Raw genomic sequence first — 23,251 nt, forward strand, 5'->3', positions numbered from 1 at the left:
CTGCATCATCAAGAAAAACAGCCTGACGGGCTGTCAGGCGTTGATCAGTACCGGGTATGGCAGTTGCACTTCATCGCAGTTGGGGGTGCTGCCGTCCCGGTCCAGTACCAGAAAGTCGCAGGGCTGGTGCAGCGCCAGCAAGGGGTGATGCCACACCCCCGCCGCATAATTGACCCCTTGTTGCGGTCCGGCAAGAAAGACCCTCAGCGTGTCGGCAGTGGGGGCGGCGCCGGGTGGGGCCACCACCACCAGATACGGCAGACCGGACAGCGGCATGAAAGCCTGGCTGCCATGCGGGTGGCGCTCCATCATGCGTACCGCGAACGGCAGGGTACGCGGCTGGCCACGAAAGATGCTGACCATCAGGCGGCCATCCGGCCCGGCATCCAGCTGCGCCAGGTCGTGGAAACGCATGGTATTGCCGCCATTGATGGCAAACTGCCGGGCATCCGCGCTGGCTTCCATCACCTCACCAAAGGGCTGGAAAGCTGCAGCCGTCAGGGTTTCGGCACGGAGCAGGGGGCCGGACTTCATCTGGCCACCTGGCCGAACAGGCGCAAGCGCGAAATGCCGCCGTCCGGGTGGATGTTGAGCCGCACATGGCTGACCGGCCCCAGCTGGGCCACGGTATTGGCAAAATGGTGGATGGCATCCATGGTGAGCGGGGTTTCCGGCAGCAGCACCGGCCAGAACTGGCTTTCGGCAATCAGCGCGGCCGGCATGCTGCTAAGCGCCTTAGCTGCCTGCAAGGAGCAGCGATCGGCAAAATTGCCCTTGAAGTGGGCGGTGTCCACCACAATGCGTTCGATCACGCCCGGTACGCCCAGTGCCAGAATGCACCAGTCGTGGCCCGGTTCGCGCCGCCGGCGGGTTTCCCAGCCTTCCCCCATATTGCTGCCGCGTCCGGGTAGCAGCAGGTTGGACGGATGGCCGAAGTGGGCATCGTTCCAGGCAATGGGGCGGCCGCCGTTTTCCATCGCCACCAGGTCAATCGGCTCTGCCACCGCTTGCAGTGCGGATGCGGTATCCGGCTGGCCATACACGCGCAGGCGGGCAATGCCGCCATCCGGGTAAATGCGCAGGCGCAAGTGGCTCCAGACACCGTCATTGCTGATTTGCAGCAGGTGATGCTGGTCGCCGCCCAGTGCCATGGACGGGAGGATTTCCTGCCAGATGGCCTGCTCCAGTGCTTGCAGGCTGTCGTCGGCGCAATGGGTGGCTTCTATCGAGATGGCCGGTGCGTAGTTGCCGGTGAAATGGCTGGTGTCTATATCAAAACCGGCAATCCGCCCCGGCCTGCCCAGGCGGATGATGCTCCAGTCGTGACCGTGATGGCGCTTGCGGCGGGTTTCCCAGCCATCCATCCACTTGCCGTTTTCGTCGTATTTGCCGGGTACGAAAATGGCGGCTTCCGGGTTGAGCATGCGCGCCAGCGGCGCAAAGAATTCGTCGCTGGCATACAGGCCGCGTGCGCCAATGCGCGGGTCGGCCAGGTTGATGGCCTGGCTGGCCCAGTCCGGCAGCAAGGCCGCAGGGGCAGTCAAAACAGGGTGGTTCATGGTGTTTCCTTGGTTTGAGGGGGGCAGCTGTCACATCACGGCGCTGACGAAGTTTTGCAGCTCCGGGGTTTGCGGCCGGGAGAACAAATCTGCCGGGTGGCCTGCTTCGTGGATCTTGCCCTGATGCATGAACACCACGTGGTTGCTGACATCGCGGGCAAAGCGCATTTCATGGGTGACCATGATCAGCGTCATGCCTTCCTGCGCCAGTTGCCGCACCACGGCCAGCACTTCGTTGACCAGTTCCGGGTCCAGTGCCGAGGTGATTTCGTCACACAGCAGCACCTGGGGTTTCATCGCCAGCGCCCGGGCAATGGCTACGCGCTGCTGCTGGCCGCCGGACAGCTGGTCCGGCCAGGCGTCAAACTTGTCGGCCAGGCCCACCTTGGCCAGCAGGGCGTGGGCCTCTTCGCGCAGGATATGGGGCGATTCGCCCTTGACCACGCGCGGCGACATCATGATGTTTTCGCCCACGGTGAGATGCGGAAACAGATTGAACTGCTGGAACACCATGCCCACTTGCAGACGCAATTGCTGCAAGGCTTTGGCATCGCGGCTGCCAATGGTCTGGCCGGCCAGGGTGATGCTGCCCTGGTCAAAGCTTTCCAGGCCGTTGATGGTGCGTAGCAAGGTGCTCTTGCCCGAGCCGCTGCGGCCGATGAGGGTGACCACATCGCCTTGCCTTACCGTCAGGTCCACGCCTTTCAGTACATGGTTGGGGCCGTAATGCTTGTGCAGGCCGGTAATGTTAACGAGCGACATGGAGTGTCCTTTCCAGGTGACGCGAATACAGCGAAAGCGGGTAGCACAGCAGGAAGTAGCCTGCGGCCACCAGTCCGTAAATCAGGAAGGGTTCAAAGGTGGCATTGGCCAGCATGCCGCCGGTTTTGGTGAGTTCGACAAAGCCGATGATGGAAGCAACGGAAGTGCCCTTCACCACCTGCACCAGAAAGCCCACGGTGGGGGCAATGGCCATGCGCAGGGCTTGCGGCAGGATGACATGGCGCATTTGCTGATAGCGGTTGAGCGCCAGCGCGGCCGACCCTTCCCATTGGGTGTTGGGAATGGCGTTGACGCAGCCGCGCCAGATTTCGGCCAGGTAAGCGCTGGTGTACAGGGTGAGTCCCAGTGCCGCAGCCAGCCAGGGCGGAATTTCCACCCCGCCCAGCGACAGGCCGAAAAACACGATGAACAGCTGCATCAACAGCGGCGTGCCCTGGAATACCTCGATAAAGGTTTTGGCCAGCCACACCAGTGCCGGACGATGCGCCAGGCGTAATGCCAGAATGATCAGCCCGCCCAAGCTGCCCAGCACGAAAGCCGTCAGCGACAGGATGGCCGTCCACTGCAAGCCATGAAGCAAGGCCAGCAGGATGTCGCCCAGGGTGAAATCGTTCATGGTCGTCCCCGTTTCAACAGTCGTCCGCCACCGCGCAGCAGGGTCTGGCGCAGCAGTAGCGCCAGCGCCAGATACAGCCCGGCAGTGACAAAATAGGTTTCAAAGGCGCGGAAATTGCGCGACTGGATCAGGCTGGCGGCATAGCTCAACTCTTCGGTGGAAATCTGCGCGCACACTGCCGAGCCCAGCATCACGATTACCACCTGGCTGGTCATGGCCGGCCACACCCGCAACAGGGCAGGGCGCAGCACCACGTGCAGGAAAATCTGCCAGCGCTTGAGGGCCAGCGCCTGGGCGGCTTCGATCTGCCCCTTGGGCGTGGCCTCGATGCCGGAGCGGATGATTTCCACCGCATAGGCACCCAGGTTGATCACCATGGCCAGCATGGCTGCACTGTCCGGTGCAATGTCGATGCCGAGGGTGGGCAGGCCGAAGAACAGGAAAAACAGCTGCACCAGAAACGGCGTGTTGCGGAACATTTCCACATACACGGCAAACAGGGTGTTGAACGGGCGTAACTGCCAGGCGCGGCATACCGCACCAACAATGCCGATCAGCAAACCGGCAATACAGGCCACTGCAGTCAGCTCTACGGTGCGGGCCAGGCCTGCGGCCAGTTCCGGCGCCTCTCTGGCCACGGCCAGAAAGTCAAACTGATAACTCATCACCATTCTCCCGGGTGGGCAGGAAAGGGGCAGCCCGCCCGCCGCATGCAGCGGCACGGCCAGCTGCCACAGGCTGGATTTACAGCAGTGCGCTGGCCAGCGGTGTCTTCAGCCATTTGAGCGAGATGCGGTTCAGCTCGCCATCCTTCTTGGCCTTGTTGATGATCTGGTTCACCTGTTCCAGCAGTTGCGGATCGTCCTTGTTCACCCCCACATAACATGGCGAGTTCTTGATCAGGAATTTCTGCTCCAGCCGGCGCGGGCGCTTGCTTTGCGCATTGATGGTGGCGGCCACCACATTGCCGGTGGCCACTACTTGCACCTGGCCGGCCAGATAGGCGGCAATGGTGGCGTTGTTGTCTTCAAAGCGCTTGAGGTTGGCGCTGGCCGGAATCACCTTGCTCAGTTCCAGGTCCTCGATAGAGCCGCGTGTCACGCCCACTGTCTTGCCAGCCAACCCTTCGGGCTTGTCCAGCGTCAGATCCTTAGTGCCGAACACGCCATTGAAGAAAGGTGCATAGGCGACGGAGAAATTGATGACCTTTTCCCGCTCCGGGTTCTTGCCCAGGCTGGAAATCAGCAAATCCGCCTTGCCGGTGGTGAGGTAGGCAATGCGGTTGGCACTGCTGACCGGCACCAGCTCCACTTTCACTTTCAGTTCGCGGCCAATCAGTTCTGCCGTGTCGATGTCGTAGCCTTGCGGTTTCATGTCCGGGCCGGTGGAACCAAACGGCGGAAAGTCCGCCGGAATGGCAATCTTGATGATGCCTGCCTGTTTGATGCTGGCCAGGCGTTCGGCTTTGGCCGGCAAGGCCCACAGGCTACCCAGCAGGCTGGCGGCCAGCAGGCCGAGGGTGAAGGTGCGACGATGCATGACGGTTTCTCCAGGGAATGAACAGGATGTTGGCGTGGCTTAGAGCGAGTCCATCTGCAGTCCCACTCTGGCGGCGGCATTGCGCAAATGGTTGAGCATTCCCAGACGGGCTTCTTCCGGCTTGCCCTGGGTAATGGCGTCGGTGACCACCTGATGCTCGTGGGCGGTTTCCCAGATATGCAGGTGGTCGGCAAAGGGCAGTCGCAGGCTGTGGCCGATGGGGGCCGACAGCGAACGGGCTACCTGATGAAACAGGGCATTGCCGGACAGGCGGGCCACTTGCAGATGAAACGCCAGGTCGGCTTCTGCGGCGGCCACCAGATCCTGGTTTTTCAGTGCGTCTTCCAGCGTGGACTGGATCTGCCACAGCAAAGCCTTGCCCTCCGGCGTGATATGGCGTGCGGCCAGCGCGGCCGCCGCTGGTTCCAGCACCATGCGGAATTCAAAAGTGGCTTGCGGGCTGGCCGCAAACGGCCCGGCCGGGATGTCCTTGTGCTGGCGCACCTGACCGGTGGTCACCAGCACGCCCTTGCCCGGCTGCGACTTCACCAGCCCCAGTGCTTCCAGCATGGAAATGGCCTCGCGCAGCGAGGCGCGGCTCACCCCCATGGCTTCGGCCAGCTCGCGCTGGCCCGGCAGGTTTTCCCCGGCGCGGTAGTGGCCGTCCTGCAGCTTTCTTTGCAAGGCTTGGGCAATTTGTTGTGGGACGTTCATGTTGTGCTCTCTGGTGGTCTGTCCGGTCAGACTGGTCTGACCAGTGGTATGGCTTGCATCTTGCAATGATCGTGCCAGGTTTGAAGAAGCCCGCCAGACAAGGCTTTGCTGCGAATTGCAACTTCATGGGGGCGGGCAGGTGGCATGCAACCGGGGGCTGCAATGCACCGATGCAAGGCATGGCTGCACCCAAATGGTCAGCCAGCGGGCGCGCTGTGAAAGTGAATCTCGCGGGGTGGAAATCAGTCCGGCAAGGAGGGGGTGTGGGTCTTGCAGCGTTGCAGCTTTGCCAACTGGCTGTGTGCTGGCTGGCAGGGCAGGCGGGAAGAAGGCTGCTGCAATATGTCGGGGTGATGAGCCACCGCGCCACCGCACCACGCGCCACATCCTCCTCTGACGCAGGGTGGTCGTTCCCCGCCAGCGGGCGATCACCTTTCCCCATCATTCCCAATCCGGCGCAAACAGGATTTCTCAGGATTGATACAGCCAGCGCAGGCGGGGTGGGTGGTCTTGCCCAGCGAATACCAGCCACAAGAGCTGTATTTCAGCTGTCTTGTGCTGCCCGGCAGCGGGTATTGCGGCTTGTTTGCCGGTTTCTGTTTCATCCCTGACACAAGTAGCCAAGCACGATGGCATGGGAAATCGGAATTTCCCTTATGTCATAAGACCTTGGCGCGCCTGGCATGCTTTCTGCACTAGAGGGGGCATGGTCAAAGCCGACGGGAGCTGATGATGAAACAGCATATCCATCCACTGCTTCTGCTGTTTCTGGCCGGCTCAGCCCTGCACGGGCTGGCACAGGCGGCGGGGGATGGCGACATCATCATCGGCAGGGAAGTGCCCGGCCGCAGTGCCATCCGTCATGGCGACCCCAGTCCCGATGTCAGCAAGGTGAGCGCATCTCCTGCGGTGGTGATTGTCGGTGCCACCCGGCAAGTCGACAGCATCAGCAGCCAGGCTGGCGAAATGGTGCTGGGTGCCGTACATGGCAGCGTGGGCAGCCAGCGCGCACAACTGCAAGGTCTTTCTGTCCCGGCATTTGCCGCTGTCACCGGTGCCGGTGCTGCCAGGCCCGCTGGGGCGAGTGGCAGTGGCGGCGGGCTTGCTGCAACAGGTATCAGCCAGCAGCTGCAGACCGGTTTTCAGCCCTTGAGCGGGCTGGCGCACTAGGAGAGGCAATATGCGAATCCTGCAATTGTTGTGGCTTGGCAGTTGCCTGGGGCATGCGCTGGCGCACGCCGAGCAGGCTGTGATCGACAACAGCGGACAGTCAGCCAGCGGAATACTGGCGGTGAACCAGGCGGCCGGTAACGCCAACCAGCAGGGCAATCTGCAGGCCCTGGCCGTATCCACCACGGCCAGCCATGCCAGTGTCGCCCTGTTGCGGCAGCCATCGGCGGCCACCGCCGCCACCACGACGGATGCCACGGCCAGCATTTCCGGTGCGGCCTTCTCTGGCAGTCAGGGGCTGATGGCCATCAACCAGAGCGCCGGTAATGACAACCAATCCCTGAATGCCCTGAGCCTGGCGTTGTCGCCCCGGCCGCAGGCGACAACGCTGCCATCGGCGGCTGCCGACAGCCTGCTGGCCAGTACCGCCGGCAGCGCACCGGCAGTGGTCAAGGATGGCAGCCACAGCCAGACCGATATTTCCGCAACAGCCTTCCAGGGAAGCCGGGGGCTGGTGCAACTGAACCAGATTGCTGGCAGCCACAACCAGGCTGTCAATGTAGTGGCCGTGCAATGGGCCAATCCGTGAGCAGTACCGGCTGTCACCCGCATGGTGATGACCGGCATTCAAGCAAATCGCCTGGAGAATAATCATGACCGCAATGCTGCAGAAAAAAGTGCTTTTCCTCGCTCTTGTTGGTGTGTGTGGCGTAGCCTATGCCGGAGGGGCAGACCGCCCTGACGACCCGTCGTCTTCCACCAGTAGCAAGATCAGCAACAATCTGTCCAACACTTACAACAATACCAATGTCAGCCTGACCGGCACGGCCTATCTGGAAGGCATTGCCGTTTACGAAGTGTTCGATCCCAAGGCAGATGCCATGGCCTCGGCCCGGGTGGATGATGTACAGAAGAACCTGAATAACAGGCTGAATGTGACTGACCCGTCCAAGGCCACGGTGAAGGGTAGTGTCACCGGCATCCAGGGTAATGCCGGGGTGAACAATGCGTCCGGCTACTTCAACCAGCAAGCCAACAATGTTGCCATTGCCTCGGTATCCGGCAAAAAGAGTGGTGCAGCCGCTGCGGTATCTTTCGAGCAGCTGAATGACGGCAACACCTACACCTTTGCCGAGCCGATGCGCGGCACGTCCAACAGCATGGATGCCAGCGTCACCAACTCGGTGAACAACATCCAGGGTAATGCCGGTGTCAACAATGCAGCCGGTGCCGGCAACCAGCAAAAGAACGATGTTGCCCTGTCGTCCGCCAGTGCCGCAGTGCTGGCCACGGCTTCTGCCGGTGGCACCCAGGTCAATCAGGGTACTTCGGTTACCACATTCTTCCCGCTTAACAGCACGGCAGGCATCTCCGGTTCGGTCAACAACATCAGTGGCAATGTGGGCCTGAACAATGCCGCAGGTTTGTCCAACCAGCAGGTCAACAGCCTGTCGGTTGCTGCAACCCACTAACGTCGGAGAGACCGGCAGCGCAGTCCTGTGGCCGTGCTGCCGGTTTGTGACCATGAAACTTCCCATCCGCTTGCTGTTGTCCATTCCGCTCTTGCTGTTCTGTTCCGGTGGCGGGCAGTTTGCCCAGGCCGCCGACATGGCGCTGCCTGCCTACACCGGCGACGGTAATGTATACAAGCAGGTGCACAGCCTGCGCGAGTTGCGCTTTCGTTATGTGGTGGAACAAAAAACCGATTTCAGCTGCGGTGCCGCCGCGCTTACCACCTTGCTGCGCTACGGATTCGGCCTGGACCTGAACGAGCAACAGGTCATTGCCGGGATGATGGCCGGTGCCAATCCCGATGTGGTCCGCCAGCAGGGGTTTTCCATGCTGGACATGAAGCATTACGTGAATGTGCTGGGCTTGCGCGCCAGTGGTTTTGTCAGTGGTGCCGAACGCCTGCCTGCATTGCGCATCCCGGCGCTGATCATGCTGGACATCAATGGCTACAAACACTTTGTGGTATTGAAGATGGCCACGCGCGACACGGTGTATGTGGCAGACCCTGCGCTGGGTAACCGTGCCATTCCCATGGCGGACTTCACCCGGCAGTGGAATGGCGTTTTGCTGGCAGTGGCCGGGCCGGGTTACCGGCCGCAAGGGCCGTTGCGCCAGTTTCCCAGCCCCTTGTCGGCCCGCCAGCTGATGGTGAACATGGCCCCGGTGTCGCCGGCCGATCTGGTGGAATACGGTTTTCTTTACAGTGATTTCTTATAGCCTGTGCCGGCAGGGTTGCAGGATTGCCGGGCAAAGGCAGGGAGCAGCACATGCGTACCTTGACTAGGGTAGTGCCGGCGCTGTTGTTGCTGGGTTGCAGCTTGCCCTCACAGGCCATGCTGGCCTATGTCGATGACGCTGTGCTCGACAGCATGCGCGGCCGTTATGTGGATGCCGGGCAGATTGTGCGCTTTGGCGTGCAGATGCTCAGTACCTGGCAAAATGCCGCAGGCGTGGTGCAGGGGGCTGGTGTCCAGCTTACCGCCCAGGCCGGTGCCGTACCGGTGATCAATCGCTATACGCTGGGCGGGAGTGCGGGCAATACTGCCGCTGTCAGCCTGTCTGGCGGCCTGGCTTCGGTGCAGGGCATGGTGCAGGTCAACCAGCAAGCCGGTAATGGCAATGTGTCACGCAATGTCACCACCATCGACATCAATGACGGTGCAGCGTCAGCCGGCATGCCGGCGGGCTGGCAAGCCAGTGCCCAGGGTAGCAGTAGCGTGAACGGACAGCTGGGCGTGAGCATCGACATGGGCAGTGCCGGGCAGATGGGGCAATCGCTGGGGCAGGGCCAGCTGGTGCAGTTCTCGCGGCTGACCGGTAGCGGCATCGTCACCAGCAACACCCTGCATATCCAGCTGGTGTTGCAGCCACAGGCAGGCCTGATGAACTTCATCATGCCCAGCCGCAGCATGATGTCCGGCATCGGCTTGCACTGAGACCGTGCTGGTCCACACCTCTACCGGCCAGACCATTACCGGCCTGCTCCTCTCCTGAGCGAAGCAAACCCGGCTAGTTGCTGAGGCCTATCCCGTATTTCTTGACCAGACGGTACAAGGTGGCACGCGAGATGCCCAGCTCGCGCGCTGCCTTGCTGCTGTTCTGGCCATGCAGCTCCAGCGCCATTTCCACCGCTCGCGCTCGGCATTGTCGCGGATGGCGCAAAGGCTGTTGCGCTGGGACGGCACGGCAATGCCGCCCAGCCCCATGTCCTGGGGCCGGATGACCTTGCCGCTGGCCATGGCCAGCCCCTGGCTGATGCGGTTTGACATTTCGCGGATATTCCCCGGCCAGTCATGTTGCAACATGATGGCCATTGCCTCGTACGACAGCCGTTTATTTGGCAAAGCCAGGCGCTGGGCGTTTTGCGCCAGCAGGTGCCTGGCCAGCAGGGGGATGTCGGAACGCCGCTCGCGCAAGGGCGGCAAATGCAGTTGGCAGACGCACAGGCGGTAGTACAGGTCTTGCCGGAAACGGCCGCTGCTGATTGCCGTGGGGAGGTCGACATGGGTGGCCGACACCACTCGGGTGTCGATATTGCGGCTGCGATTGTCACCCAGCCGGTCTATGGTGCCCTCCTGCAGGAAGCGCAGCAGGTTGACCTGCGCTTCTATCGCCATGTCACCGATTTCATCCAGAAACAGCGTGCCGTTATGGGCAGCCTCGATACGGCCTATCCGGCCGGACGAGGCGCCGGTAAACGCGCCGCGCTCGTGGCCGAACAATTCCGACTGCACCAGATTGACCGGCAGGCCACCGCAGTTGACTGCCTGGAAGGGGCCGTCGGCCCGGTCGGAGTATTGATGTAACAAGCGGGCCACCAGCTCTTTGCCACAGCCGGACTCGCCAGTAATGAGGACAGTGACATTGACGCGGGCCAGGCGGCGGATTTCCTGCCGCAAGCGCCGTATGCAGGCATGTTCGCCCACCAGCTGCTTGCCTTCCGCCGGTGCTTCTTCCTGTTGCAGATGGCGGCGGAGGCTGGTCTTGCCGTGCAGCCGCCCCAGCGTCACCGCCAGCCTGGCACTCTCCACCGGCAGGCAGTGGTAGTCGTAACAGCTGTCATTGATGAAACTGCGCACCGCCGGGTGCTCCAGCTGCTGACGGTCGGTCAGCAGCACCCATTCCATATCCAGTTGACTGCCCAGCTGTTGCAGCAGGTCCAGTTTGCGTTGCAGCTTGTTGTCCAGTAACAGCAGCCCTGCGCTGAAGGGGCCTGCCTGTCGCGGTTTGTGTTGCTGTATGTCGTGCAGGTGGGTGATGTGCCAGTGCTGCTGGTGCAAGTCCTGCAGCACGGGGTGCAAGGCATCCGACCCCAGAGCCAGCAATGTTTTGCTCGATTTCATTGCCGGCTCCGTCAGAAGCGGTAGGGGAATTTCACCGAAAACGCATAGTTGGGGCTGTCCGGTGTCATGCCCAGGGACAGATTGGGAATGATGGAAAGCCGCTTGCTGTAGGCATAGGTCAGGCCCAGGTTCAGGTTGGCGGCATTGGCGCTGCTGCCCACCACACTGCTCCAGCCGCTGCCTTGCTGCCGCACCCGCGCCTGACGACGATCTGCTGTGAATAGGACAGGCCAAGGCTGAGCTTGTCGTTCAGCGCAAAGGCAATGCCGGCACCCCAGTTCCAGCTGTCGCCCAGCCGCACGTCACCCGGCTGGGTTACCCCTGCCGTGGGGCTGATGTCGCTGAAATGGCCATCCAGATAATGGGTGTAACCCACGCTGGCAAACAGCACGGCCGGGTCCACCGTCTTGACGAAGGACAGGCCGGTGGTGATGCCCCAGACGCCATTGCCGGTGGGCAGCCGGTCAGGCATGGACAGATTGTTGTTGCCGGCTGATTGCACCAGCTTGATGCCATAAGGGCTGCGCCCGGTAGGGGCTTTCACGCGCAAGCTCCACACCACATCCGGCCAGTCGGCGTTTTCTTCCACCAGCTTGTAACCCAGCCCCACACTGATATCGCCCAGGGTAGGCCCCTGACGTACCGAGCCTTGGGAAACCGTGCTGGCAGACCCGCCAGCCCCGCCTGAAAAATAAGTGGCGTCCCTTGCTATCCAGGGGACGTCGATGTCCAGCTGCCAGCGCGGGCTGGGCGAGTAACGGGTGGTGAGATCCAGCGTCAGGCTGTCGCTTACCACTTTGTCCAGGTTGATATTGCCCAGAAAGATGGAGTCCAGCGCCAGAAAGCCATTGAGCACCAGCTCGCGGGTGTCGTAATGGGTGTAGGTGAAACTGGGTTCGATGGAGAATTTGCCGGGGGCAAAACCGCTGGCTTCCTGATAGATGTCTTCCACACTCTTGGGCACTTCACTGACCACCGGCAGTGCCGGGCCATTGTTGCCCGCCATGGCAGTGGCGTTTGCCGGGGTATCGGGGCCGGGGCTTCTGCTGCCAGCACCGTTATTGCCGGTGCTGGTGGCGGCCACCTGGCCATCACGGCGGTTTAGTCCTGCCAGCTGCTGTTCCAGTTGGCGTATGCGCTGTTCCTGCTGGCGGTTGGTCTGTGCCAGATCGCTGATTTGTTGCTGCAGGCTTTCCAGGCTGATATCGGCGTGAACCTGCATGGGAAAAGACAAGGACAGTGCGGCAAGAAACAGGCTGTTTCGCGCGCAGTGCAAGGTAGTCGGCTGCATGATGGTTTCCTTGGCGTGCTGGTGCGGCTGGCCCACCTGTATCCCCGGCTTGTGCTGGCAGCCGGATGCAGCAAGAAGACTTCCCCGCTACCACATCGGTAGTTTGATGATGCCCCTTGGATATTTCATATGATATTAATTTAAACAGTATTAATTATTACTTTCTTGTTCATTCTAGTTGCTGCCCAAGCCAAAGCAAGCCCTACCAAGTTGTCATTGACATTATTTGCTGCATGGTAATTGCCCCTGCTGCCTGCTTCAGGCGGAAAACCGGCTGTTGCAACAGGGTAAAGTGCAGCCCGGTCGGGCCATGAATCAATGGATGGCGGAACAGGAAAACACCCCGCGAACGGGCGGGGTGTGGTGTGGGAATCAACGGCAGTCGGACTGCAAGACAGCTGGCGGTCTTCGTGAATTGAAAGGCGGAAATTCCTGTTGTCGGCCTTGCTTATGCTGCCGTCTGGCGTTTGCCCGCCGCTTCTTCACGGCGCGCTTGGCTTCTGCCAGCAGGTAAACTTGGTAGTCGTCCAGGTCGCCGTCAAAGTCGCTGACACCGCCGCGCGACACCATCCAGAACTCGTCACACACGGCGCGCAGCAGGGCGCGGTCGTGGCTGACCAGCATCACCGAACCTTCAAATTCGTTGAGCGCCACGCTGAGTGCTTCGCGGGTGGCCAGGTCCAGGTGGTTGGTCGGTTCATCCAGCAGCAGCAGGTTGGGGCGCAGCCATACAATCATGCACAGCACCAGTCGGGCCTTTTCGCCGCCGCTCATGCTGCCCACCGCCTGCTTGACCATGTCGCCGCTGAAATTGAAGGTGCCAAGGAAGTTGCGCAAACCCTGCTCGCGGCAGTCGTTTGCGGGCGGGCGCAGCTGGGCTGGCGTTTCCCGCACCAGGCGCAGCATGTGCTGCAGCGGGTCGTCTTCCGGGCGCAATACGTCCAGCTCCTGCTGCGAGAAGTAGCCGATGCTCAGGCCCTTGCCACGGATGATTTCGCCGCTGGTGGCTTTCAATGCTTCGGCCACCGTTTTCACCAGCGTGGACTTGCCCTGACCGTTGGCCCCCAGGATGCCGATGCGCTGGCCGGCCAGCACCGAACGGTTCACCCCTTTGACAATCACGGTAGGCGGCGTGCCTGCCGGTGCATCTGCCGCTGCCGGATAGCCGAATGATGCCTGCGACATGGTCAGCATGGGGTTGGGCAGGCTACCCGGTTCCTTGAATTCAAACTGGAATTCCGCATCGGCCAATACCGGCGCAATCTTCTCCATGCGCTCCAGCGCCTTCACCCGGCTTTGCGCCTGCTTGGCCTTGCTGGCCTTGGCCTTGAAGCGGTCGATGAATTTTTGCAGGTGGGCCATCTTTTCCTGCTGCTTGGCCTGTGCGGCCTGCTGCAGAATCATCTGCTCGGCGCGCATGTCCTCGAACTTGCTGTAATTACCGCCGTAGCGCACCAGCTTGCCGTGGTCGATATGCAGGGTGACGTTGGTGACGGCATCCAGGAATTCGCGGTCATGGCTGATGACCACCATGGTGCCGCTGTATTGCTTGAGCCACGCTTCCAGCCACACCAGTGCGTCCAGGTCCAGGTGGTTGGTGGGTTCGTCCAGCAGCAGCAAGTCGGAAGGGCACATCAGCGCCCGCGCCAATTGCAGGCGCATGCGCCAGCCGCCGGAGAAGCTGTTCACCGGCTGATCCAGCTCCGCCACGCTGAAACCCAGGCCCAGAATCAGCGCCTGTGCCCGCGCCGGTGCGTCATGCTCGCCGGCATCATTCAGCGCGGTATAGGCATGGGCCATGCGCATGTAGTCTTCACCCGCTTCGGCCTCGGCCACTTCGCGCCGTGCCGCCAGCAAGGTGAGGTCGCCTTCCACCACGAATTCCGTGGCGCTTTGCGTGGTTTCCGGCATGTCCTGCGCCACTTGCGCCATGCGCCACTGGCTGGGAATGGAAAAATCGCCACCGTCTTCGTGCAGATTGCCGTTGAGCACGGCAAACAGCGATGACTTGCCCGCGCCGTTACGCCCGACAAGGCCGACTTTCTCGCCGGGGTTGATGCTGACAGTTGCGTTGTCCAGCAGGACTTTGGTGCCGCGACGCAAGGCCACGTTTTTCAGGATGATCATGAGGGAATGCCGTGCTGCAAGGTTTGGGTGGCGAATAGCGGTAGCCCGGCGTTTACTTTCGTCGCGACGGAGTGCCAGGAAAAAACACCGCCCTCAGGCACATGGGCCGAGGGCGAAGTGGGGATTATACGCAGATGCTTCCTGCGCCGTGCGGGCTTCTGCCTATGGCCTCATGTTCTGCGCTTTGTCGACTGAGCGGGCACGGGCCGGGATGAAAGTGTTGCGGCGGAACACCCCGCTAAATCCTGGGGCTTCCGTCCTGCGTGACAGGCGGGGAGGGTGGATGCCCCGGCGGGCGATCCACCATGGCGTGGTGTGTGGCCTGTCAATCCGGGCTGAAGCGGTCGCCAAGGTCGGCACGGATGGTGTGGGTGTCGTAGATGATGACCAGCTTTTCAATCAGGCCATCCGCATTGAAGTCGAACACGTCCACGCAATCAAAGCTGACAGTGCTTTGGTCTTTCAGCACCCAGTCATAGCGGAAATAAGCCGTGGCACGGCGGCTGCCCTGGCTGCTGTGGAAGAGGTCCAGCAGGGTGATCTTGCTGTTGCCGGAAGCCTCGGCCAGCTTGCGGTAAAACGATGCGGGGCTGACCCATCCCAACAGGGGAGAATAAATGGTGGCCTGCGGGGCAAACAGGGCGACCACCCCGTCAACATTGCTCTGTTCAAGTGCCTGCAGGTAGTCTGTCAGCCTGGCTGCATACTGCGCCGTATCGATACCGGACATTGCTGTATTCCTTGTTTGGTGTGAGCCATCACCTTAGCCATTTGCCCATGAGCCGAATATCGACAAATTCTGAAGCCGGATATGCAGCGGATGCATACCCGCTTGGCGAACTGACCAAACCCCTGCCATCCATCATGGGCTTACAGGCCTTTGTCGCCGTTGCCCAGCTGGGCAGCCTGTCGCGTGCCGCCACCCAGCTGCACCGCACCCAGGGCGCGGTGAGCCGCCAGATCCAGCAACTGGAGCAGTACTACCAGCTTGCCTTGTTCCGGCGCAGCGCCAGCGGCATGCAGCTGAGCCCGGAAGGCGAGCAACTGCAACAGCTTGCCCGGCGGGTATTGGCCGAGCTGTCCGCGTTTTCGCAGCTGGCCAGCCGGCAGCAGCAAGTCATTCGCCTGCGTCTGCCATCCACGCTTGCACTGCGCTGGTTCCTGCCACGGCTGGACAGCCTGCAACAGTTGCTGCCCGGCATCCGCATCGACATCAGCACCTCCATTAGCGATACCCCCGACTTTACCGGCACCGAGCTGGACGCCATGCTGGTGCGCGGCGACGGCCAATGGCATGGCCTGCATGCCGAACGGCTGTTTGCCGAACACCTTACCCCGATGTGCTGCCCGGCACTGGCGCGCGAGTTGCACAGACCGGCTGACATGCAACAGCACTGCCTGATTCATGCCGATGCCGGCCAGCAAGCGTGGCAGGGCTGGTGGCGGCAATATGGCAGCGGGGAAATGGCAGGGCGGCAAGTCGAGTTCGACTCGCTGGAATCCGCCACCGGGGCTGCGGTACTGGGTTACGGCATTGCGCTGGGAGACCCGCGCCTGGCACAAGACCGGCTGGCCAGCGGCGAGCTGGTGATGCCCTTTGCCGCCATGACCACCAGCACGCTGGCTTATTTTCTGGTGATGCCCGAGCCTGGCCGCCACAGCCCCAAGCTGCGCGAGCTGAGCGAAGCCCTGCTGGCCCTGGCATAAGGTGGATGCCCCGGCGGGGCGATCCACCATGCGCATGACCGCAAGCGGCAGGCTGACGGGGAGTCAGAACTCCGTCACCACCGTTACCCCGGCCACCTCGAACCTATCCATATTCATCAGCACCTCAATCGACTGTTCAAGGCTGATGGTGCGGCCAATCAGCTGCTCCGGTGCCAGCTTGCCCGCGGCCATCATGGCGAACATGGCATCGTAACGATGCGCCTGCATGCCGTGGCTGCCCAGGATTTCCAGCTCGTGCGCAATCACCTTGCTCATCGGAACGGCCGGGGTGCTGTGCTCGCCCAGCATCAGGCCCACCTGCACGTGCTTGCCGCGCTTGCGCAGATTGCTGATCGAGTTGAAGCAAGTGACCGGATGGCCTAGCGCATCCAGTGACACATGCGCACCACCGCGGCTGATGTCCATCACCGCTTCAACCACATCCGGCACCTTGCTGGCATTCACCGTGGCCACCGCCCCCAGCTTGCGCGCCAGTTCCAGCTTGTCGTCCGAAATATCAATGGCAATCACATTCGCCCCGATGGCATTGGCAATCATGATGGCAGACAGCCCAACGCCACCGCAGCCATGCACTGCCACCCACTGCCCGGCCGAGGTTTTGCCCTGATCCACCACCGCACGAAACGATGTCACAAAACGGCATCCCAGGCTGGCTGCGGTGGTGAAATCCAGCGACTCCGGCAAGGCCACCAGATTGATGTCCGCCTGATGGATGGACACATACTCGGCAAACGAACCCCAGTGGGTGAAGCCGGGCTGGAACTGGTGGTCGCACACCTGATGATTACCCGAATGACACTCCGGGCAATGGCCACAGCCAGCCACAAACGGCACCGTGACCCGATCGCCAATCTTCCATTTGCCCACCTGCTTGCCAACCGCCGTCACCACCCCGGAAAACTCATGACCGGGCACATGCGGCAGCTGAATGTCCGGGTCGTGGCCAACCCAGCCATGCCAGTCACTACGGCACACGCCGGTTGCCATCACCTGGATCACCACACCGCTGTTATCCGGCGTCGGGTCCGGCACGGTGGTCAGTTGCGGCGGGGCCGAAAACGATTCGTAAACAATGGCTTTCATGCAGTACTCCTCAGTGGAATGGTGCATTTATTGTGAACGTTTCCCCAGAAATTACCTGTCAGATTGCCATTGGAATAAGCCGTAATCTGAAATAGGATTTCACTCACCAACTAGCCGGTGAAAGCTTTCTTCAAAATGACCGACCTCGACAAAGTAGACCTCGCCATCGCCGACAAGCTGCAACAGGATGGCCGCCTGTCCAACGCCAAGCTGGCCGAACAATTTGCCATGAGCGAAGCCTCCTGCTGGCGACGGCAGAAGCGGCTGGAAGAGCTGGGGGTTATCGAGGGTTACAAAGCGGTACTGAACCGGCGCAAACTGGGAATAGGGGTGATGGCCTTTGTGCAGATTGTCTGCACCCAGCACAGCGAAGAAGCCACCGCCGCATTCGAACGCATCATCCAGGCCTGCCCGCAGATACTGGCCTGCCATAACACCACCGGCGAAGCCGACTTCCTGCTGCAAGTGGTCGCACGCGACCTGGATGACTACAGCCGCTTTGTCGAGAAAGTACTGCGCAAATTACCGGGGGTGTTCAGCATCCGCAGCAATATCTCGCTCAGGGAAATAAAGGTGATGAACAAGCTGCCCATCACCGATATCGAGCCAGGCCATGGCTGAATGGCCATGACCTGTGTGGGTGGGTGGTGTTTGACGGGAGAGGGGGGCTGTTGCCGTAGGGCGGATGCCCCACAGGGGCGATCCGTCGGGGTATAGGATGATGGTGCGGAGTGATTGGTCGTTGGCAGCATTTCGGCCAAAGCTGTCTTTCAGGCAGGGGGCATCATCTGGCCGTTCGATGGCCATGACCGGCCTCCTCGCCAACTATTCCCAAGTGTCTAGAAGTGCTGTGCTGATTCAACTCTCAGTTTATGTCGAAGTACTAAGGCATCGATAAAACCAATATGATTGTCAGCTCCAACCAATTCTCTGCCGAAGCTGATGTAACTGGTAAGTAAGGCTCCTCATTTATGTCAAAAAAATATCGATGCCCGCGACATCTTCGTATCATCAATGGCCAAGAACAGACACAGATAGTCGATGAAGCCGAGCTGCTTATGATGACCGGACCGAAGGTCATACTCGGTGAACCTGGTATGGGCAAAAGCGAGCTTATCAACGAAATTGGACGGCAACTCGGTGTTCTGCCGGTAACCGCGGTTCGCTTCATGCTTAGCAGAAATCCCGTCGGGTTTGTTGTTGCCAACAAGCCGCTGCTAATCGATGGGCTGGATGAGGCAATAGCACGACGCGAGGGAGATGCAGTTGACATGATTCTTGCGCAACTAGAGGAGGTAGGAACCTCCAATTTCATCCTATCGTGCCGTTCTCGCGAATGGCAGTCGCGCAACGTTACCAACCTTCGCCAAATTTTAGGGGCTGAACCTGCCATCTATTCACTCGAGGCCCTAAGCAGAAATGAAGCAAATGCATTCTTGATGCAGTGTTACGCGAAGGCGGACTCGGAACACGTGCTCAGTCATCTCGAAGAACACGGTATCGCAGACCTATACAGCAACCCGCTAACCCTCGGATTAATGGGGCAGGTTGCTGAGCACGATGCAAAGTTACCGTCAACTCGCGCCGCACTTTTCGAGCGCGTCTGTACATTAATTTGGCCGGAGCATGATCCCGATCGGCAGGATTCTGGCCTTGGAAAAATTACTGAGGACCAAGCACTCTCAGCCGCTGGTGCCCTCATGGCCGGATTGCTGTTTGCCGGCGCGGATGCAGTGAGCCTTGCTGGCCCGGGGCAAATCCAGGACGGAGATGTTCGCCTCTCCGACCTTTCGACCCTTCCCGGAGCTAACGCGGCGCGAGCGATATTTTCATCGAAGCTATTTCACAGTGTCGGTATAGGTCGCGCGAAGCCGATTCACCGCGTTATCGCCGAATTCTTAGGGGCTCGCTGGCTTGCGCACCAAGCGACGACCACGCGCACGCAGCGGCGCTTGCTGGCTCAGCTACACGGTAGCGGTGCAGTTCCTGCAAGCTTGCGTGGCCTGCATGCATGGCTCGCATTCCATTGCTTGAAAATGGCAAAGAGTATAATTGCCGCCGATCCATTCGGTGTTTTGCGCTACGGGGAGACGGCTAGCCTGACCGCAGAGCAGGCAGATTGTATGTTCGATGCACTTCAGGTTCTTGCCGAAGTCGATCCTTATTTTCGTGCTCAGGACTGGGACAACCATACTGCTTCCGGCCTGATGATTCCCAGTCTGCGAACTAAGATTGAGATGATCATCTCATGCGGCTCGGGCAACTCGCACTTGCGCTCACTGTTGATTGAGGGGCTCAAAGGCACGTCACTTGCAGGTGATCTCGCGGAGATGCTGGTCATAGTGATGCTCTCCGAAGAACGTTCCTATCATGAGCGCGAGGCTGCTGCCGAGGCACTAATGCCTCATCGCAACCATGCATGGTTCCAAGAGATAATTTCCAAATTGCACGATCAAGGCACCGAGGACTCCACGCGCCTCGCACACAGCTTGATTACTCAGATAGATTGCGACGTATCGGATGATCTTCTCGTAGCGACATTGCTTGCCGAGATGGGAGTCACGATTTGCCCATTACCTTATGTCAAGAAACACCGGGTCCATACTCTTCGATATTACGGACTCATAATTGCGACCCTGCCAAAGGATAGGTTAGTCAACGTACTCAACCTTCTTTCCGATCATGCACAATTCGTTAAACATGCCGAAAGACGTGCTGCAAATGATCTTGAAAAACTCGTATCTACGCTTATCGTCCGTGCCATCGACGAAGAAGTTGTTCTGCCTGCGGATGCAATGCTTTTGTGGAACTGGCTCGGGGTACTTCAGTCTGCAACTTATTCTCCACGGAATGAGTTGCAGGCACTTTATACCAAGTTAGATACACATGATGACCTGCGTCATGCAGTTCAAGAGCATGTGATTTACAAGATATGTCTTCGGCCCTCTATTTACTTGATGGAATTCGATCTCCAACGGCGCATGGTGGGGCTTTCGAGCCGCCCTAGAGATGTTATTTGGTTCCTTGAACGGCTAGCAGGTGCTAATAATAAAGCCACTACTCAGCGAAATGAATGGTGCGATCTTATGAGGTTGGGAATAAGGCACGATGGCTTTGATCCCGAACTACGCGCAGCAAGCCTCAAATTCCAAGCGGGTGATCAACAGCTTGAGGCTTTTGTGCACAAGCTTGAAAATCCCAAGAAGCCTGCATGGAAATACCGAGAAGAACGCTTGACTGCGAAGCGTGAAAGGAAAAGACGTGTTGCTAACGAGATAGCTCGTCGTCAATATACTGCAAGAAAATCAGCCCTTCGAGCGGGTGAGCTCTGGGACATCATTTATCCTGCAAAAGCCTATCTTGGCTTGCTGCCTGAACTAACCCTCGAACGACCACCTAGCGATAGAATTGCCGAATGGCTTGGTGACGAACTTGCAGCTTACTCAATGGCCGGCTTCGAGGCCGTTCTTCATCGTAACGATATTCCATCATCCATTGAGGTCTCCAGGGGCTTTGCAGAAGGTAAAACCTATTCCTATGGCTACGCGATCATGGCCGGTTTGTGGTCACGACTGCGTTCTAGCTCAGATTTCTCAAACATCTCTGCTGATGTCTTAAAAACTGGGCTGTTGTTATGCCATAACGATCGTGGCTTGAGTAACGATAGTGATCTGCCGATGCTTTGTGAAGCACTCGAGCAGAAGCTCATTTTGACAACCAAGGACCGGGAGGATTTCGCGCGACTATGGGTAGAACCTTCGCTTGCCACCAAAGCTTTAAATCCCTCAGGCCTTTATAAGCTGGCACATGACGAGCATTGGCAAGAAACCGGGAGCGTACTTGCCCCAGAATGGCTAATGACATTTCCTGATTTACCAGAGCATATCGAACTCGAGTTAGTCGATTGCATCGCTAATTCGGGATTACTCACATCTTTGGTTTCGATCGCCGCAACACGCGATAGCATGGTTTTTCGCAACGAAGAGAGCTTGTTTACCTGGCTTGCGATTGATGTATTGGTACGTTTCGATAAGGTGCTACCTGACATCGCAGGTATAGGTACCGAGCATCCAGATTTCATTTGGTACCTGCGAAACCGCTTTCAGCTACGGCGCCATGGTGCACTATTTCCGGTCAGTATCGCGCAGGCGAAGTGGATTATTTCCGAGTTTAGAGCTGCGTGGCCATATGCAATTCTGGAAGGCAGTGGCTCTGGCGATACGAATCCATATGATGCAACTGACTTCCTCCTCGCCATGATCAGCCGCATCGCCAACAATACCTGTGAAGAAGCATGTGAAGCGATGCACGAGCTCATCTTCCAACCGGCCGACAGCTATAGCGCATTGATTCGACATATGGCTGCGGAGCAACGTCAAAAACGTGTAGAAGAAAATCTCGAGCCATTACTCCCCCAAGACCTGGGACACCTGCTAGCCGAGGGACCTCCGTCAAATGCAAACGATCTCAAGTCTCTCGTGCTTGAAGAGCTTACGGTCGCGCAGAAAATTTTGATCGGTGACGATGTCGATCAGGTGCGTGATTTCTGGAATGATTCTGGAGTGCCCCATGATGAAAATCGCTGCCGCGACCGGCTAGCGGCGATGATCGGCCCCGAACTGATGCGTTATAACATCCAGCGTATCACCGAGGCTGATATGCCTAAAACTAAGCGCGCGGATCTCGCCTTTGCTTGCGGGCAACTTCAGCTACCGATGGAAGTTAAGGGACAGTGGCACACTGAAGTCTGGCAGGCTGCTACCGATCAACTCGATCTTAAATATCTTATTGACTGGCGCTCAGAGCAACGTGGCATCTATTGCGTATTTTGGTGTGGGGACCTGCCCTCCACATCGGGAAGGCGGTTGCAGGCTCCACCGCAGGGTCTTGAAGCTCCAAAGTCAGCAGACGAGATGTGCAAAATGCTAATTGAACGTATCCCTGAAGCTCGACGCGCGCTGATTGATGTCATTGTGATTGATCTTACTGCCGGAAAACCCTAATCATGCCCAGGATCGAGCCGACAGGGAATTATCGGTCGAGCGCCAAGCCAAAGGTCTATTCAGTGTCGATGGGCTGGGAGCGACTGCCTGTTGCCAATTCTTGGATGGAGTCGCCAACGTAACCTCCACGTTGCCACCTCGCTTGGAAACCTCATCAGGTAGAATTGGATCGTTCAGCAAGCGTTTCTGTGGGTTGAAATCGGACATTAAGCAAAGGTGGAAGGCAATGTCTGGTTACTAAATAAGAACGGCCCTTCCAGCTTACCGACTGAGTGACCGCTAAGGACGAATTGAAGACATTTGTCAGCAACAAGTTTTCGATTCGGCCTTTATGGCTTCGTATTGAATAGCAAAGCCCATTATCAAACCCAAGCGCCATTTGTTTCCACCGTACCGACGCCACCCCTGGCCCCGTCAAGCATGCCGACGGATGGCCGGGGCGAGGTTTTAAGCGCCTGCAATGTCTGAGCGATTTGACGTTAGCAAATCGCGAGTTCAGGCGCGCCTCGCCCCGGTCGGGGCCTGTCGGGCAGCCGCAGGCCATGCTTGCTGGGGTGGCCTTGGAGGTGAAGGAGGGCTTGGCCAGGCAAGCCCTCTTTCCCGTCCGCCGCGCGGAAGCGGCAAGACAAGAAATCATCCGCGCAGCGGATTTCTGCAGTCCGAACAAATGGTTTTTTGTTGTGTGCCGGGATGGTCCGCATGACGGCGGAACGCCCCGGTAAGACTGGGGCTTCCGCCCTACGCGCTGGCCAAATAACGTCGCCAAGCAAACAAGCATCCCGTCCACCGTTGCGGATACCAGCCTCTTACCTGCACATCTTGCCAGTGTTTCCCCGTCCCTCTACCCTTGCCGTCCCCGGTGGTGCTGATTAGCCTTGTCCCGTTGCGTTTTCAAGCGCATCCAGGTTTGGCGACCTGATGAGAGTTACCGGGAAAGCCGTGTCAAAGCGGCTTTTTCTGCTTGCGTCTGCACCCTTCAATGGCAGGCCAGGTGGGGAGACCTATACGGTCTGCCGGTTCTGTGGTGACTCTCCCGGTTCGCCAACCCCGCTTTGGCCTGCCACCCGCCTTCAAACAAGCGCGTGGCAGCCTTCATCCTGCAACGGAGGGCAGCACCATGACGCATCCCGACCCCATCATCCCCCAGCCACCACCCCTGACACTCTGCTACCTCGGCAAATCCGTCCGCGTAGTGCAACACCACGGCCATTACTGCCTGCTGGCCGACGACATCCTGCAACTGTTCGGCCCGCGCCTGCGCCGCAGCCTGCAACAACAACTCC

At 59.3% G+C, this 23,251-nt stretch carries 21 protein-coding genes and 1 pseudogene; 8 read left to right on the forward strand and 14 right to left on the reverse strand.

Annotated elements, in window-relative coordinates; all coding sequences use genetic code 11:
- Positions 1-33 precede the first annotated feature (33 nt).
- The 7 genes from AWT75_RS15755 to AWT75_RS15785 all read right to left on the reverse strand — a co-directional run bounded on the left by AWT75_RS15755 (position 34) and on the right by AWT75_RS15785 (position 5,211).
- Positions 34-534 (reverse strand): ureidoglycolate lyase, encoded by a 501-nt coding sequence (locus tag AWT75_RS15755; protein WP_062790332.1) that lies wholly within the window; start codon positions 532-534, stop codon positions 34-36.
- Positions 531-1,559, reverse strand: coding sequence for an allantoicase (alc, locus tag AWT75_RS15760; RefSeq protein WP_062790335.1), 1,029 nt, complete (start codon positions 1,557-1,559; stop codon positions 531-533). The genes AWT75_RS15755 and alc overlap by 4 nt, the downstream gene beginning before the upstream one ends.
- 30 nt (positions 1,560-1,589) lie before the next feature.
- Positions 1,590-2,321, reverse strand: a complete 732-nt coding sequence (locus AWT75_RS15765; RefSeq protein ID WP_062790342.1) for an amino acid ABC transporter ATP-binding protein — start codon at positions 2,319-2,321, stop codon at positions 1,590-1,592.
- Positions 2,308-2,958, reverse strand: coding sequence for an amino acid ABC transporter permease (locus AWT75_RS15770; protein ID WP_062790345.1), 651 nt, complete (start codon positions 2,956-2,958; stop codon positions 2,308-2,310). Before AWT75_RS15770 ends, AWT75_RS15765 begins: the two co-directional genes overlap by 14 nt.
- Positions 2,955-3,623 (reverse strand): amino acid ABC transporter permease, encoded by a 669-nt coding sequence (locus AWT75_RS15775; protein ID WP_062790385.1) that lies wholly within the window; start codon positions 3,621-3,623, stop codon positions 2,955-2,957. The genes AWT75_RS15770 and AWT75_RS15775 overlap by 4 nt, the downstream gene beginning before the upstream one ends.
- Before the next feature lie 79 nt (positions 3,624-3,702).
- Positions 3,703-4,497 (reverse strand): transporter substrate-binding domain-containing protein, encoded by a 795-nt coding sequence (locus AWT75_RS15780; protein ID WP_062790348.1) that lies wholly within the window; start codon positions 4,495-4,497, stop codon positions 3,703-3,705.
- 39 nt (positions 4,498-4,536) lie between these two features.
- On the reverse strand, positions 4,537-5,211 hold the full coding sequence (locus AWT75_RS15785; RefSeq protein WP_062790388.1) for a FadR/GntR family transcriptional regulator: 675 nt from the start codon (positions 5,209-5,211) through the stop codon (positions 4,537-4,539).
- A gap of 729 nt (positions 5,212-5,940) precedes the next feature.
- Between AWT75_RS15785 and AWT75_RS15790 the strand changes: the two genes are divergently transcribed.
- From AWT75_RS15790 to AWT75_RS15810, 5 genes are all read left to right on the forward strand, one after another.
- Positions 5,941-6,381 (forward strand): hypothetical protein, encoded by a 441-nt coding sequence (locus AWT75_RS15790; RefSeq protein ID WP_062790351.1) that lies wholly within the window; start codon positions 5,941-5,943, stop codon positions 6,379-6,381.
- Between the two features lie 10 nt (positions 6,382-6,391).
- On the forward strand, positions 6,392-6,970 hold the full coding sequence (locus AWT75_RS15795; RefSeq protein ID WP_052694289.1) for a hypothetical protein: 579 nt from the start codon (positions 6,392-6,394) through the stop codon (positions 6,968-6,970).
- Between the two features lie 64 nt (positions 6,971-7,034).
- A complete protein-coding gene (locus tag AWT75_RS15800; RefSeq protein ID WP_153013353.1) occupies positions 7,035-7,853 on the forward strand; it encodes a hypothetical protein in 819 nt (272 codons plus the stop codon).
- Positions 7,854-7,905: 52 nt separating this feature from the next.
- The gene (locus tag AWT75_RS15805; RefSeq protein ID WP_082086585.1) at positions 7,906-8,610 is read left to right on the forward strand and encodes a C39 family peptidase; all 705 of its coding nucleotides are present in this window, start codon (positions 7,906-7,908) and stop codon (positions 8,608-8,610) included.
- Between the two features lie 50 nt (positions 8,611-8,660).
- Positions 8,661-9,329, forward strand: a complete 669-nt coding sequence (locus AWT75_RS15810; protein WP_153013354.1) for a hypothetical protein — start codon at positions 8,661-8,663, stop codon at positions 9,327-9,329.
- Positions 9,330-9,402: 73 nt separating this feature from the next.
- Here AWT75_RS15810 and AWT75_RS23870 read toward each other — a convergent pair whose 3' ends face one another.
- The 6 genes and pseudogenes from AWT75_RS23870 to AWT75_RS15830 form a co-directional block, all read right to left on the reverse strand.
- Positions 9,403-9,516 carry a helix-turn-helix domain-containing protein gene (locus AWT75_RS23870; protein ID WP_420835431.1) on the reverse strand — a complete coding sequence of 38 codons (114 nt, stop codon included), beginning with the start codon at positions 9,514-9,516 and terminating at the stop codon, positions 9,403-9,405.
- Between the two features lie 92 nt (positions 9,517-9,608).
- Positions 9,609-10,736 (reverse strand): annotated as a pseudogene (locus tag AWT75_RS15815) (sigma-54 dependent transcriptional regulator); the annotation flags it as partial.
- An 11-nt stretch (positions 10,737-10,747) separates the two neighbouring features.
- A complete protein-coding gene (locus AWT75_RS22240; RefSeq protein WP_204377073.1) occupies positions 10,748-10,897 on the reverse strand; it encodes a hypothetical protein in 150 nt (49 codons plus the stop codon).
- The gene (locus tag AWT75_RS15820) at positions 10,867-12,027 is read right to left on the reverse strand and encodes a hypothetical protein (RefSeq protein WP_204377074.1); all 1,161 of its coding nucleotides are present in this window, start codon (positions 12,025-12,027) and stop codon (positions 10,867-10,869) included. Before AWT75_RS15820 ends, AWT75_RS22240 begins: the two co-directional genes overlap by 31 nt.
- Positions 12,028-12,399: 372 nt before the next feature.
- The gene (locus tag AWT75_RS15825; protein ID WP_153013355.1) at positions 12,400-14,154 is read right to left on the reverse strand and encodes an ABC-F family ATP-binding cassette domain-containing protein; all 1,755 of its coding nucleotides are present in this window, start codon (positions 14,152-14,154) and stop codon (positions 12,400-12,402) included.
- A 325-nt stretch (positions 14,155-14,479) separates the two neighbouring features.
- Entirely contained in the window at positions 14,480-14,884 is a 405-nt protein-coding gene (locus AWT75_RS15830) for a nuclear transport factor 2 family protein (RefSeq protein WP_045848214.1), read from the reverse strand.
- Between the two features lie 47 nt (positions 14,885-14,931).
- On the opposite strand from AWT75_RS15830, the gene AWT75_RS15835 reads away from it, so the two are divergent.
- Positions 14,932-15,861, forward strand: coding sequence for a LysR substrate-binding domain-containing protein (locus AWT75_RS15835; RefSeq protein ID WP_062790362.1), 930 nt, complete (start codon positions 14,932-14,934; stop codon positions 15,859-15,861).
- A 63-nt stretch (positions 15,862-15,924) separates the two neighbouring features.
- Here AWT75_RS15835 and AWT75_RS15840 read toward each other — a convergent pair whose 3' ends face one another.
- Positions 15,925-16,965, reverse strand: coding sequence for a zinc-dependent alcohol dehydrogenase family protein (locus tag AWT75_RS15840; RefSeq protein WP_062790365.1), 1,041 nt, complete (start codon positions 16,963-16,965; stop codon positions 15,925-15,927).
- Between the two features lie 135 nt (positions 16,966-17,100).
- Here AWT75_RS15840 and AWT75_RS15845 point away from each other — a divergent pair, with 135 nt between their 5' ends.
- Together AWT75_RS15845 and AWT75_RS15850 are read left to right on the forward strand one after the other, a co-directional pair.
- On the forward strand, positions 17,101-17,586 hold the full coding sequence (locus AWT75_RS15845; RefSeq protein WP_045848252.1) for an Lrp/AsnC family transcriptional regulator: 486 nt from the start codon (positions 17,101-17,103) through the stop codon (positions 17,584-17,586).
- A gap of 350 nt (positions 17,587-17,936) precedes the next feature.
- Complete coding sequence (locus AWT75_RS15850) at positions 17,937-21,968, forward strand: NACHT domain-containing protein (protein ID WP_062790368.1); 4,032 nt, start codon at positions 17,937-17,939, stop codon at positions 21,966-21,968.
- The last annotated feature ends 1,283 nt before the right edge of the window (positions 21,969-23,251 follow it).

Source organism: Aquitalea pelogenes (assembly GCF_001515305.1).
Taxonomy (GTDB): Bacteria; Pseudomonadota; Gammaproteobacteria; order Burkholderiales; family Chromobacteriaceae; genus Aquitalea; species Aquitalea pelogenes.